The sequence below is a fragment of the Vibrio sp. SCSIO 43136 genome (assembly GCF_023716565.1).
Taxonomy (GTDB): Bacteria; Pseudomonadota; Gammaproteobacteria; order Enterobacterales; family Vibrionaceae; genus Vibrio.
In genome coordinates this window covers 1,509,921-1,523,691 of the sequence record NZ_CP071848.1, presented here as the reverse complement: position 1 = coordinate 1,523,691, position 13,771 = coordinate 1,509,921, and the positions used below count along the sequence as shown (strand labels likewise).

Genomic DNA, 13,771 nt, shown 5'->3' with positions numbered 1-13,771 from the left:
TCTACTTCTCCTTATGCCACGTTTTCAACAGCTTTTAGGCTGTCTTTTGGTGCAGCGATCGTCTTGTAAGCGTTGTATGCCATTAGGAACATACCTGCCAAGAAGATGAAGCCACCTAAGAAACGAACAAAGTAGAATGGGTAAGACGCTTGAACCGACTCAACGAAGCTGTAAGTCAAAGTACCGTCAGCGTTAACTGCACGCCACATTAGGCCTTGCATAACACCCGAAATCCACATGGCGACGATGTAAAGAACCGTACCAATCGTTGCCAACCAGAAGTGAGCATTGATTAGGCTAATTGAGTACATGCGCTCTTGGCCGAAGAGGCGAGGGATCAAGTGGTATACCGAACCGATAGACACCATGGCAACCCAACCCAATGCACCAGAGTGTACGTGACCTATGGTCCAGTCCGTGTAGTGAGAAAGTGCGTTGACTGTCTTAATCGACATCATTGGACCTTCAAACGTAGACATACCGTAGAAAGATAGAGATACGATTAGGAAACGTAGAATTGGGTCGTGACGTAGTTTATGCCAAGCACCAGACAGGGTCATGATACCGTTGATCATACCACCCCATGATGGAGCAAATAGCACTAGTGACATCACCATACCCAGCGACTGCGTCCAATCAGGAAGAGCAGTGTAGTGTAGGTGGTGAGGACCCGCCCAGATGTAAAGAGAAACCAATGCCCAGAAGTGAACGATTGATAAACGGTAAGAGTAAACTGGACGCTCAGCCTGTTTAGGTACAAAGTAATACATCATACCTAGGAAGCCTGCTGTCAGTAGGAAACCTACTGCGTTGTGCCCGTACCACCATTGAACCATGGCATCCACTGCGCCTGAATAAATCGAGTAAGATTTACCTAGACCGACCGGAATTGCCATACTGTTCACGATGTGCAGTACTGCGACCGTGATAATAAAGGCACCGAAGAACCAGTTCGCAACGTAAATATGCGAAGTGTTCCTCTTGATTAGTGTTCCAAAGAACACCACTGCGTATGCCACCCAAACAACGGCAATCGCAATATCGATAGGCCATTCTAACTCAGCGTACTCTTTGCCCGAGGTAAAACCTAGAGGCAGAGTGATTGCTGCTGCAAGAATGATTGCTTGCCATCCCCAAAAGGTGAAGGCAACGAGTGGGCCACCAAAAAGACGCGTTTGACAGGTGCGCTGAACAACATAATAAGATGTTGCGAATAGTGCACTTGTACCGAACGCAAAAATAACCGCATTAGTATGCAGAGGACGTAAGCGACTGTACGTCAACCACGGCGTATCAAAGTTGAGCTGTGGCCAGACTAATTGAGCGGCAATCAAAACACCAACTGCCATGCCGACAATACCCCAAAGTATGGTTACTAAGGTGAATTGACGAACAACAGTATAGTTGTAGTTTTGTTCTAGCTGCTTTACTTGGCTCATTTGCATGCTTCCAATTTTCTAATTAACTACACTTTTACTTCCAAATCGACACAATGTCGTAATACTACCCAACCGAACTTTCGGAAAAATTAGCTTTATCAAGCTTTAATTCCCTTTTACGATTTAGCTAACAAAAGTAGTATTTTCGCTTGTCACTATACTTGAATTAACATTTCAATGACAGGGCATTAACCTCATAACGAATTGGGTTATTGCTACTTATTTCAAAAAGTTTGAAGCTTGTTACATAGAGGAGATAAAAGCATGGCGAGAGAACGGCTGACAAAGGCAAGACTTGCTCAAATTGTCACCATGTTGTTGATTTTAATCGGGGCATTTAGCTGGCGAACCGTCAACCATCAAAATGAGCAACATTTTATTTGTAGTACAAATGAATGTAGTTTTCCTATAAATTCCGTAGACATTTCGGTAACAAGTGGTGCCGATTTTATTGAAATTTCACCTGCCCAAATGATTGATCAAGTTGAAACCAATAAAGATCACAAAATAGTGAAAAATGAGACTACTTGGCGCATAGAAAACACGCAAAAAATCGAGGTTAACATTACATTAACAATGAAGGAGGGTGATATTGAACACCATATTGATTGGAAACCCCATCACAAATAGACGACTAGATCGCATTTAGCTCCCTTGCACTTTTACGGCCTTATGAGGGCTGTATAATCAATTCTATAATTAATACGAATAATAAAAAGATTTGCCTCATGGAGTTCTTTTCTACTTACTCTACTAATAGAGAAGAGGCTTCCGCTGTTTCCGAAGTTTTTGAGTCACTGAGTAGTCGGGGTCTGCCAACGTTGTTGGTGTGCTACTATACAGAAGAATACTCAGCGCATAGGTTACAAGCCGAGTTCTCGCAACAGTTCACTGACGTACCAATCATTGGGTGTTCAACATTTCAAGGGTTACTTACTGACAAAGGTTTTTTACCTGGAGCAGCCCTTGGCGTTATGGCGATATATGATTCGACAGATGCCGCTTATGGGGTTGAGGTATCTACGTTAGAGCATGAGTATATCCAAGGAGCAGCAACTAAATGTTTGCAACAAGCGATTCAAAATGCCCACCGTTACGGTGAACAACCAGATCTGATCATTTTACATTCAACTTCAGGTTATGAAGAACACGCAGTCAAAGAAATCCAACAAGAATTTGGCACCCAAGTACCTCTGATTGGTGGCACCGCTGCGGATAACGAGATAATTGGCAATTGGAGTCTTTTCAATCAAACAGATGCTTGTCAATCCGGCATCGGCATTGCTGTTCTCTATCCATCTCAAAATGTTAGCCTCGATTACCACAGTGGCTACACAGCTTCAGCCGTCTCTGGCGTAGTGACAAAGTGTGTCGATAGAGAAGTGGTTGAAATTGATCACAAGCCAGCGATAGATGTCTATGCTCGTTGGGTAAGAATGATCACCGATAAAAACCTTTCTACAGAAGAATTGTTTAAAACCTCAAACTCAACACCATTTGGCCGACTTCGCAACCATACTAGTGAAACTCCACAGTTCGACCTTATTCATCCAGTCAAACCGACTTCGTGCGGTGGTATTCAAACCTTTGTGACCGTGCAAGAAGGTGACAGGTTACACCTGATGCAAGGAAGTCGAGAACGACTAATGCACCGTGCTGAGCGGGTAGCCAAAAGCGCAAGAGATAACGCTACGCCCGGGCACAGAGTCCTCGGGGCAATTGGTTCATTTTGCGCAGGGTCGATGTTGAATCTTGGCGAAGATCTCGACGGTGTTGCGAAGCGCCTAGCACTCTCTTTGAATCAACGACCTTACATCAGCCCATTTTCTTTCGGTGAACAAGGTTGTTTTGATGGTGAAAGCAATTCACATGCAAACCTGATGATCTCTGCCGCTATTTTTTACGAGGATACCAATGGTTAGTTTAAACTATGAGGAACAACTCCTCGAAACACAGGCCGAGCTTCAACTACAAAAACAGAGAGAAAGGCGACTGGTCGAGGAGAACCATGCCATTTTGTCCGCGATTTCTGCAATTACTGGTGCCCACAGTAAAGAAGATATCTTTAATGCCATTATTCCCATCTTGAAAACTTATATCCAGTTCGATGATGCCATCGTGTTATCACGTTGCTCGGAAGATGGTAAGTACAAGATGCTAATGACCTCAAACGCAGTCTATCAACAGGTAGATTGGTTACCATGTAACAAATTTGAGAGAGCAATTAATGGGGAAGTGATCATCGTCTATCAACCCAAAGGCCTTTCACCCTACAAGCAACTCAACTCCATTGCTCAAGATGGACTTAACTCAATCTTATTAGCCGGTGTTAAAACGGAAGCATTTGAGTCAATTATCCAATTCACAGGTAAAGAGAAAGGGCAGTTTAGTGCCAAACATAAAAGGGCGCTAAAGCGATTTATGCCGCTCATAAACAGAGCTTTAACTGATATCGGATACAAAGAGCAACTGCAGAATCTGGTCAACATTCGCACCGCTCAATTGCAATCTCGCTACCAAGAGGTTCAAAAAGCAAGAAATGAAGCAGAGCAAGCCAACAAAGCCCAATCATCATTCCTTGCAACCATGAGTCATGAAGTTAGAACTCCACTAAATGCGGTACTGGCACTCATCGACGATCTTAAGCTCGAATCCAGCTCGGAAGACATTTTGGCCAAACTCAACCAAATGGAATCTTCTGCAGAACTGTTGTTGGTCATTATCAGCGATATTTTAGACTTGTCGCAAGTGGAGTCGGGCAATGTACAGTTAGTATTGAAGCCAACCAACTTGAGTGACACCGTCACAAAATGTTTGCATCACTTTGAGCAAAGAGCAGAGAACAAAGGCATAAGTCTACGTCTAACGTTAGCTAAGGACCTACCAAACGGGCTAATGTTAGACACAAGCCGTACAACTCAGATACTGTTCAACCTAGTCAGCAATGCGATTAAATTTACCCATCGTGGTGAAGTTAATGTCGAGATAGGACATGAAAACGAGACGTTGTCACTTTCAGTAACTGATACCGGAATTGGTATCGACTGTTCTCAACTCACTGAAATAACAAAGCCTTTTCGTCAGGTAGATGCAAGTAGCACACGAATTTTTGGTGGTGTTGGATTAGGGTTATCCATCGTAAATAAGTTAGTAGAGCTCATGGGTGGAAGCCTAAATATCGAAAGCAAGTACGGTCAAGGCAGTCAATTCTTAGTCACAATCCCAGCTAAGGTTCAACAAGTAGACACGCTTAATTGCCAGAGTACGACAAAGCAACCAATCGCATCCAAAAACATTTTGGTCGCCGAAGACTGTGAAACCAACCAAAAAGTTCTTGAATTGCTTCTGGCACGATTAGGCCATCATGCCACAGTTGCTAACAATGGCGCAGAAGCGCTCAATTTGATGCAGCAAGAAAATACGTTTGATCTGATCCTAATGGACATCTCTATGCCAGTGATGGATGGTATTGAATCCACATTAAAAATCCGTGAAATAAACAACCAGATCCCAATCGTTGCTTTAACGGCACACACCACAGAAGCGGACCAACAACGATGCTTTGATTCAGGCATGAACAAATTCATCGCCAAGCCAGTAAGGCTCAATACACTAAAAGAAACCTTAGAGTCTCTAGAAGCTAATAGTCAGAACTTAATCTATGATTAAAGTAATGATTATTAGCTATTTTATGGTAAATCTAATTATGGTTAAATTGCCTAGAAATGTGGTGTAGGGGTCATGAAGAGTTGTATATTTCACACTGACGTGTGCTTAATTTAACATAATATACATAATGCGCACCGAGATTGTTATAACAAAGCTAATAAGTCAATCAACTCAAACGATTAACTTTCTGACTATGCTGGCCTGACACGTTCATGCTCATCTACCAACCACTTTTAACTTCTCGGTGAATCGTTTGTTCTTGTAAGGCTCTGCGACAATTGCCAGCGCAACTTAATCTACATCTAACTCAAGCGACTCAGCTACGCTGACAATTAATCTATATTCATTGTGCCACTTTGACTCTGCTTTTGAGGTACGAGCTACCAATCTCTTATTTTATTGAACCAAGTAGTTGCCAAATATGTTGATGACTATAAGTGGTTCTGAAATCAATCACTTTAAAGCGTTAGTTTTCAACATGGATACGTATGTACTTTTCCGGTTCGTCATATTTGAACTTTTGGTTCTTCTTCAGCGCACTCTTTGAAACTTTACATAGCTCGTAGCTTCCTGTGGCTTTCACGGATACTATTCGAGCGTAATTTTCTCTGTGTCTGAGCTCAATCATAAGATCGCAGAAGCCACTTGCTTCAGATTTGCTGACTTTCTTTAAAACCTTTGACTTAATTGAACGAGCGACTTCATAGAATTCTGTATCGTCGGCTTGAACCGATGCTGCGCTTAATAAAATGGCAAGTAAAAGTAGAGTTTTTGGCATACTCAGTCTCTATCGTGAAGGTATCGATCTACTATGCACGTTTTTGGGAACCAATGTATAAAGCTAGATGGTTATTGAGAAGAAATTGGCGGAAGGATGAAATGTATGAGCTATCAATTACTTACTGATTGATGATAGCTCTCAGAGACTCAGTCAGACGCTCACACTAAGTAAGCTATGCTCGACGTTTGGATTTATCATTTTTAAATCCTTGATGCGGAAAGACATTGCGAATTCTCTGTTGCACAGAATTTGGAATGGCCTTAGAAAACTTTAGTTTAGCGCCATTACGAGTGTTATAAACTTTAAACTCGCCAGTAACCGAGCTACGCTGACCAATGTCGTGGCAATTATGCTTAAATGCTGGCGGGAAATGACCTTTAAAACTGGTGATCTTACCTTCCTCAAAGGTTACCTTGAGAACAGGTCTATCAACACCGACTAACCAAATAACAACGACAATTGCGACTAGTAAGACCCAAAGCATAAACACTCCTAATCTGAAAGCAACTTACTCAAATCTTCTTTAAGGCTTGTGACCGTTTTACTCGCCTTCTCGCTTCTAGATGCTTCAGACAAGAGATACTCAATCGCCTCAGACAAAGTACAACCTAATTCATGAGATCGCTGTGATAGCTTTTCCCACACTCTGTAATCAAGGTCGATAGACTTTTTCTTGGTGTGGACTTGCTCTGCATTGAAGTGACGTTTCCGTTTAGCACGTATTGCCTGCTTCATTTTGGTATCGAGAGTTTCTGCCATGTGCTCTTCAATCCAGTCTAAGACTAGCACTGGCTCGTGTTCGATACGTTTTAATGCTTCGACTGCAGCGTCAGCTTCGCTGGTATCGATGTAACGAGTGATAGCTTCACCATCTTTGTGTTTTTTCACTAAGTACTGCCACTTCCAACCACACTCTAAGTTTTCTAATTGCTGATATTTCATTATAGATTCACGTTATTAGCCCCGTCACAGTGACAGCGTAACCCAGATGTGGTGAAAAAACAATCTTTGTGAGATCACAAATCCTAAAATCAATCATTTAGATAAAACTATTCCCCTAGCCTAAACTTCTATATACTTTGCCTCTTTTCAACGATCTTAAGCCTACACAATGCAGCAAGACTGGCGCGCAGCGACCCCCCAATACTCAGAGTTTCAATCGATTTTAGATAACTACGCTAATACATCCCCTCGTTCATTTATCGAAATGCAACCGAGGCTTGGAGCAGCGCTAAGCAAATTTGATGCTTTAGATAGTTTAACTCGAGTGCTATTGGTCAATGCTCCAGACAATGCCATTTATAGGCAACTGATCTGTGAGTCACTTAAAGAGTGTAACAAGCCCGTTGTTCGAATTGAGAGCTTATCGGTAGATAACCTTTTTGGGCGTTACCAACTGGACTCTGGAGAAATTAAAGCGATCAGCCCAGGTTACCTGCAACAAGCAGAATCGGGTTATCTCGTCGTCTCAGCAAACATGCTGCTTGCCAACCCAAGGTGTTGGAGCCTACTAAAGTCAGCACTGTTAGGTGAAGCCGTGGAGGCTATCAACGTTAATGACAAGCAGTTATGCCCTACACCGCCTAAGCAAAACTACCAAGTAAAACTGATCGTTGTCGGTGATAGAACTCAAATGGGTGATCTAGAGTATTTTGACCATGACTTTACCACTGGGTTTAGCATGTTCAGTGAAATCGAGCTTGAATATAAACTTGATGGTAAAACATTGCCAAACTACCTGGGCTACCTGCAGTGGCTAACAGAAAGGTTTAGTCTTGTTCCACTAGAATCTGCAGCCCTAGAAACTGTCTTGGCGGCCGGAGCTCGTGAAAGCGAAGATCAACGTGTCGCACCTCTGTGCTTACTTTGGTATAACGCATTACTTGCAGAAGCAGCGATCGAATCTAGCGAAAGCACCATCACTCAAAACGGTGTTAAACAAGCCATAGAGCAAAAGTACTATCGTGAATCTTACCTAACGCTTAGAGCCGTTGACGACATTCTAGATGGGCAAGTCATCATTGAAACCAAAGGTGAACAAGTTGGTCAGGTAAATGGTCTGACGGTTGTCGATATTCCAGGGCACCCTATCTCTTATGGTGAACCAGCGCGAATTTCTTGCGTTATTCATTTTGGTGACGGTGACATTTCAGACGTTGAACGCAAAGCTGACCTTGGTGGTAACCTCCACGCTAAAGGTATGATGATCATGCAGGCTTTCTTGAGCAGTGCGATGAACCTTGATGAGCCTCTTCCCTACTCTGCATCTATTGTATTTGAGCAATCTTACTGTGAAGTAGACGGTGACAGCGCATCTTTAGCAGAACTTTGTTGTCTGGTCAGCGCACTTTCAGAACAGCCAATTAACCAGCAAATCGCCGTGACTGGTGCCGTGGACCAGTTTGGTCGTATCCAAGCGGTAGGTGGACTCAATGAAAAAATCGAAGGCTTTTTCCACGTATGCCAGCACCAAGGGCTTACCGGAGAGCAAGGCGTGATCCTTCCTCAAACAAACTTAAAACACTTAGCGCTTCATGACGATGTTATTGAAGCGATCAAGACGGGTCAATTTCACCTTTGGTCAGCAGAGACTGTTGACGATGCCATCCCCCTTCTAATGGGCAAACCTCTGCGTGGCGAAGAAGAAGACACGCTACTCAACCGTATTGCTAACCGCATAGATGAGTTTGAGCGCGATGCACAACCTAATCGCCTGATTGATAGAATAAAACAGTGGTTTGACCATAACTGATCCGACTTGTTAAGCTTACACGTGTTCACTAACATGCGAACTATAAAATTTTGGAGTACTAAAAAATGCAAAACAAACGTGATTCATACACGCGCGAAGACCTACTAGCTTCTAGCCAAGGTGAACTATTTGGCCCTGGCCGCCCTCAACTACCTGCACCAAACATGTTGATGATGGATCGCATCACCAAAATGTCTGAAACGGAAGGTGATCACGGTAAAGGTCTTATCATTGCTGAGTTAGATATCACTCCTGATCTTTGGTTTTTTGACTGCCACTTCCCTGGTGACCCAGTAATGCCTGGCTGCCTAGGCCTAGATGCTATGTGGCAACTTGTTGGCTTCTTCCTAGGTTGGATTGGCGGCGAAGGTAAAGGTCGAGCTCTAGGTGTTGGCGAAGTTAAGTTCACTGGCCAAATCCTACCTACGGCAAAGAAAGTAACTTATGAGATCCAAATGAAGCGCGTTGTTAACCGCAAACTAGTAATGGGTCTTGCTGATGGCCGTGTTCTAGTGGATGGTAAAGAGATTTACGTTGCTAAAGATCTTAAAGTAGGTCTGTTCCAAGACACCTCTTCTTTTTAATAGAGAATTTATCAAAGCAGTGCGATTTCGTACTGCTTTTTTCTTACCGCATAAATTTAGTTATAGTGCGTTAGAGTGGTAAAATTTGACCCCACATCGTTGTGGGGTCCTCCTCAGATTATTTGTGTATGGGTTATTTATAGAGACCAGCTTGTTTGTCTTCTCTGGCATCACGCCAACCACCTAGCCAGTACGATTTCGCATCCATTTGTTGGTAAGGACATGTCTCCTGTGAGCGGCCATTTAAGCCTGCTTTGTAACCTTGGTTTTGAGCTCGTTCTAGGCGATCACGCTTCTGTCTCTTCATAGTACGTTCCTCATACATTCAGATTTTCCGTAATATACGATTATTAATCTAAGATGGAGTTTTTATGACTCCGCTATTAAGAATTGTACAAAAGCCGAAGATCCTCAAGAGACAAAAAAGGCATGACTCACGATCTGTGAAGCCATGCCTAATCCTACTAAATTTTACAAAATTTCTATTTACGGCGAATACCGAAAAGTGCTAGACCTGCTATCAATAACCAACCGAGGCCCGCTCCCTGACGTGTTACCGGCTCTTGATCATAGGAACGTGTTGAAATATCGTCAGTTGTTGCGCCGTTGATCGGTGTCAGCTTAACAGCCACAATTTGTTCTGTTGTAGAGCATTGTGAGTTATGGCTTGTAGACTTATACCCACCTGGACAATACAGAGATGTTGCACTGATGATACCCGCATCATTGATGTCATTCGCATCAATAACACGGAACTGGTTATTGTTGCTTGATTGAGTACCACCATTTGTTAGGTCATCAAGCCACCAGCTGCGTGTAATAACAGTGCTATCGCTACCACCTAAAGAAGATGGTACAGGAGTAATAAATCCGCGTTCACGGCGCATTTTTCCGTCTACCTCACGGTGGCTTTCCGCATGCACTTTACCGACGATCAGGTTTTGGTTGTTGATTGAGCGCATCTCACCACCTGCACCATTAAAGAACACTGTGTCTTCTAAATAAGTGGCAGTGGGATTACCGTTGGCAGCGGACGCAACCCAAACTCGGTTGTTACGTGAACCATTTTGAGATGGGACGTCTGATTTAGATACCTTGTAGTCAAAACTACCGCGCTTACTGCTACCAATCACAATCATCTTGTCATTAATATCATTGGCGATTGAGTTGCTATATAGCCAATCGTTGCTTTGACGAAGTTCAGTACCAGCGACAACTTTAGGTGACCACTTCTTATCAGCATCAATCACAAAATTTCCGTTACTATCAGAAATTGGCAAATAAACGGTCGCTTGAGGCATTGGATCTGAGCTGTAATTATATACATCATAACCAACGAGTACCGGCTTGCCTGCATAAGTACCTGTGGATGCTACTGCAGCGCCTCGAACCGAAGATTGCACTGATTGACTATCCGATGTCCCGTTGAAACCACCAGCCCAGTCAGCAACATAATTGGCCGAATCGACAGTAGTACCACTTACTTTCCAAAGTGTCGCCTTGTTATTAAATTCAACGTTTTGACAGCTCTGAGACAACCACGGTGTGTCACCGCTTATACTACAACCATCTGGCACGTGGTAAGTCGACACTGCTGAAGAACCAACGATATAAGTCGCTGAATCGTATGTAAAGCTGTCGAATGCACGAGTTGGGCCCATGCGAGTGACAATGTCACTTGTTGCACCACCAGTTGTCACCTGCTTATATGTGTCTAGAACGCCACTACCCGCAGCACCAGAAAAGAAACCTCGGCTCTTGAACAAACGGCTATAATTGCTTGAAGAAACGACTTCATAGCCACTCGCAGTATTACCAATAATTGTACCGTCTGCAGCAATAGAAGTCGCCGATATCTCGTTGGTATCAGCCAAAGGAGAAAATAGATTACCGTTGTCCACTGTTCTTGACGTAACTAGTGAAAACCTACCGTTTCCGGTAAAACTCTTGGTATTTATATTGTCTTCAGTGAACCCACCAGGCCAAGTGAAGGAGTTAACGATTCGGTTTACACCACCCGACCCGTCTGTCCCATCGAACATGCGACTTGCCCAAGCATCACAAGTTTTATATTTGTACTGATAATCACAAAAGTTCTCATAGTGACTGCGAATATTACTGTCTGTCACAGATCGAAAACGTGTATCGGTTTGGAAATCAATCTCGTTGTCAATAAACTGGCCTGACTCCCCTAGTTGACCTAGGTTGGCAACTTCTGGCTCTGCGTATGGTGCGCTACATTCTTCGGTAAAACAGTCCGTTTGCGTAACCTCAGCGATCGGACCACCAATACCCAAATTATTGGTGTCATTAACGATCTCAACGTTGTACAGCGCCGCATGTGCCCCTGTCGACGCTGCAACAGCTATCGCTAGCGACGATAGCTTAAATTTACTACTTATCATTGATTCTTAATCCTATTGCATTGCCTCAAGCTCTTCCCAGCGCTCGAATGCAACTTCTAGCTCCTGCTCAGCAGCGGCGAGTTCATCAAGAACTGGCTGCGTTTCCGATACTGACTTGCTAAAGAAGTCTGGTGTATTTACCTGAGCTTGAAGCTCTTCAATTTTTGACTCTAATTCTTCAAGTTTTTGAGGAAGCGCCTCGAGTTCTCGTTGTAGCTTATACGATAACTTTTTCGGTTTAGCTCGCTCTTGCGTTGTTTTGGGAGTTTCCTCAACTTGTTTAGTAGGTTTTGCTGGCTTTTCGACCTGTCTTGAAGCCTGAACCTGTGCTCGCTGTTGCTGAGCATCATGGTAACCACCAACAAACTCTTCGATCTTTCCGTTGCCTTCGAAAATCCAACTGGTCGTGACCGTATTGTCTACAAACTCTCGATCGTGACTCACAAGAAGTAACGTACCCTGATAATTGGCAAGCAATTCTTCCAAAAGTTCCAAAGTTTCGATGTCTAGATCGTTGGTTGGTTCATCTAGCACCAATAAGTTATTCGGTTTGAGCAAAATACGAGCTAATAGTAATCGGTTCTTTTCACCACCCGACAGTGCTTTTACCGGGGTACGAGCACGTTTAGGAGCAAACAGAAAATCTTGAAGGTAGCTCAAGGCGTGACGTTGACGTCCACCTACCATCACCTCTTGCTTACCATCGGCTAGGTTATCGATTACGGTCTTTTCTGGGTCCAATAGCTCGCGGTACTGATCAAAATAAGCGACTTCTAGCTTAGTACCGCAATGTAGGCGACCTGAATCTGCTTCTAATGAACCAAGCATAAGTTTTAACAGCGTCGACTTACCGCAACCATTCGGGCCAATAAGTGCAATTCGGTCACCGCGCATCACATTAAATGAGAAGTTATCGACTATGGTCTCGCCATCAAACTTAAAGCTGACATTCTCAGCTTCAAATACAATCTTGCCTGAACGAGCCGCATCGTCGACAGCGATTTTGGCCTTGCCTTGAACTTCACGACGTTCTGAGCGTTCCCTACGTAGTGCTTTAAGCGCTCGCACACGGCCTTCATTACGAGTACGGCGCGCTTTAATACCTTGGCGAATCCAAACTTCTTCTTGAGCTAGCTTCTTGTCAAACTCAGCGTTCTGCATCTCTTCAACACGCAGCAGCTCTTCTTTCTCGATAAGATAGTTCTCATAATCCCCTGGGAAGCTCACCAGTTGGCCGCGATCTAGATCAACAATACGAGTCGCCATCGATTTAATAAACGAGCGATCGTGCGAAATAAAGATAATAGAACCACGAAAATCTTTTAGGAAAGTCTCCAGCCACTCGATAGTTGTCACATCCAAGTGGTTAGTTGGCTCATCAAGAAGCAGCACATCAGGATCGTTTGCCAGCGCACGAGCAAGAGCCGCTTTACGCTGCCAGCCACCAGAAAGGTCGCTAAGTTTTGTATGGCCATCTAGCTTAAGCGCCGCTAATACGTTCTTAATGCGGTCTTCAAAGCGCCAAGCACCATTATGCTCAAGCTGCTCCTGAGTCTTAGCCAAACGGTTAATATTCTTTTCCGATGGGTCTACAGCAACAAGATCAAGCAGATCATTGTAGATCTTGAGCTGTTCACCAATCTCTGCCAAGCCTTCTGACACGTACTCAAATACCGTACCTGTCTCTGAACGTGGTGGATCTTGCTCTAGACGAGAAACAACAACATCTTGAGTTACCTGCATCTTGCCATCATCCATAATGATGTCACCCGCAAGCACCTTCATCAGGGTTGATTTGCCTGCGCCGTTACGGCCTACCAGACAAACACGTTCGTTTTCTTGAAGTGCAAAGTCTGTTTTGTCGAGAAGCGGATGGTCACCGAATGCCAGCTGACCGTTATGAATGGTGATTAATGCCATGTTGCGTTAGCCATTGTTGAAGTTGAGAAGAATCAAAGGGCCAGAACAGCTCATTCCCTTGATATTCAAGAACAGGAATAGTGACGCCGTAACGTGAAAATAGCTCGTCGTCGAATGCAATATCAACAACTTGGACCTGTTCTTTGATACCAAGCTGCTCTGTTAGCGAAAGTGCCATCTCGCATAGATGGCACCCTTCCGTACTAAAAAGTTGAATCACA

13 protein-coding genes are annotated in these 13,771 nt (G+C 43.7%); 5 read left to right on the top strand and 8 right to left on the bottom strand.

Annotated features, from left to right (window positions below; translation table 11 throughout):
• Positions 1–11: 11 nt before the first annotated feature.
• Entirely contained in the window at positions 12–1,439 is a 1,428-nt protein-coding gene (gene ccoN / locus J4N39_RS06980) for a cytochrome-c oxidase, cbb3-type subunit I (RefSeq protein ID WP_252023431.1), read from the bottom strand.
• A 264-nt stretch (positions 1,440–1,703) separates the two neighbouring features.
• Here ccoN and J4N39_RS06975 point away from each other — a divergent pair, with 264 nt between their 5' ends.
• From J4N39_RS06975 to J4N39_RS06965, 3 genes are all read left to right on the top strand, one after another.
• Positions 1,704–2,069 carry a hypothetical protein gene (locus J4N39_RS06975; protein ID WP_252023429.1) on the top strand — a complete coding sequence of 122 codons (366 nt, stop codon included), beginning with the start codon at positions 1,704–1,706 and terminating at the stop codon, positions 2,067–2,069.
• 98 nt (positions 2,070–2,167) lie between these two features.
• On the top strand, positions 2,168–3,361 hold the full coding sequence (locus tag J4N39_RS06970) for an FIST signal transduction protein (RefSeq protein ID WP_252023427.1): 1,194 nt from the start codon (positions 2,168–2,170) through the stop codon (positions 3,359–3,361).
• Positions 3,354–5,108 (top strand): response regulator, encoded by a 1,755-nt coding sequence (locus tag J4N39_RS06965; RefSeq protein WP_252023425.1) that lies wholly within the window; start codon positions 3,354–3,356, stop codon positions 5,106–5,108. The genes J4N39_RS06970 and J4N39_RS06965 overlap by 8 nt, the downstream gene beginning before the upstream one ends.
• A 466-nt stretch (positions 5,109–5,574) precedes the next feature.
• On the opposite strand, the gene J4N39_RS06960 is transcribed toward J4N39_RS06965, so the two are convergent.
• From J4N39_RS06960 to matP, 3 genes are all read right to left on the bottom strand, one after another.
• Complete coding sequence (locus J4N39_RS06960) at positions 5,575–5,886, bottom strand: hypothetical protein (protein WP_252023423.1); 312 nt, start codon at positions 5,884–5,886, stop codon at positions 5,575–5,577.
• Positions 5,887–6,061: 175 nt separating this feature from the next.
• Positions 6,062–6,373: a DUF3634 family protein gene (locus J4N39_RS06955; protein WP_252023421.1), complete on the bottom strand. Its 312-nt coding sequence runs from the start codon at positions 6,371–6,373 to the stop codon at positions 6,062–6,064.
• Between the two features lie 8 nt (positions 6,374–6,381).
• Complete coding sequence (matP, locus tag J4N39_RS06950; RefSeq protein ID WP_252023419.1) at positions 6,382–6,831, bottom strand: macrodomain Ter protein MatP; 450 nt, start codon at positions 6,829–6,831, stop codon at positions 6,382–6,384.
• 169 nt (positions 6,832–7,000) lie between these two features.
• Here matP and J4N39_RS06945 point away from each other — a divergent pair, with 169 nt between their 5' ends.
• Together J4N39_RS06945 and fabA are read left to right on the top strand one after the other, a co-directional pair.
• Positions 7,001–8,641 carry an AAA family ATPase gene (locus J4N39_RS06945; RefSeq protein ID WP_252023416.1) on the top strand — a complete coding sequence of 547 codons (1,641 nt, stop codon included), beginning with the start codon at positions 7,001–7,003 and terminating at the stop codon, positions 8,639–8,641.
• A 65-nt stretch (positions 8,642–8,706) separates the two neighbouring features.
• Positions 8,707–9,225 (top strand): bifunctional 3-hydroxydecanoyl-ACP dehydratase/trans-2-decenoyl-ACP isomerase, encoded by a 519-nt coding sequence (fabA, locus tag J4N39_RS06940; protein ID WP_252023405.1) that lies wholly within the window; start codon positions 8,707–8,709, stop codon positions 9,223–9,225.
• A gap of 133 nt (positions 9,226–9,358) precedes the next feature.
• Here fabA and rmf read toward each other — a convergent pair whose 3' ends face one another.
• The 4 genes from rmf to J4N39_RS06920 all read right to left on the bottom strand — a co-directional run bounded on the left by rmf (position 9,359) and on the right by J4N39_RS06920 (position 13,770).
• Positions 9,359–9,532, bottom strand: coding sequence for a ribosome modulation factor (rmf, locus tag J4N39_RS06935; protein WP_252023403.1), 174 nt, complete (start codon positions 9,530–9,532; stop codon positions 9,359–9,361).
• Positions 9,533–9,707: 175 nt separating this feature from the next.
• Positions 9,708–11,630 carry a DUF3466 family protein gene (locus tag J4N39_RS06930; protein ID WP_252023401.1) on the bottom strand — a complete coding sequence of 641 codons (1,923 nt, stop codon included), beginning with the start codon at positions 11,628–11,630 and terminating at the stop codon, positions 9,708–9,710.
• Positions 11,631–11,642: 12 nt separating this feature from the next.
• Positions 11,643–13,550 (bottom strand): ABC transporter ATP-binding protein, encoded by a 1,908-nt coding sequence (locus J4N39_RS06925; protein WP_252023399.1) that lies wholly within the window; start codon positions 13,548–13,550, stop codon positions 11,643–11,645.
• Positions 13,528–13,770, bottom strand: coding sequence for a glutaredoxin family protein (locus J4N39_RS06920; RefSeq protein ID WP_252023398.1), 243 nt, complete (start codon positions 13,768–13,770; stop codon positions 13,528–13,530). Before J4N39_RS06920 ends, J4N39_RS06925 begins: the two co-directional genes overlap by 23 nt.
• Position 13,771 lies beyond the last annotated feature (1 nt).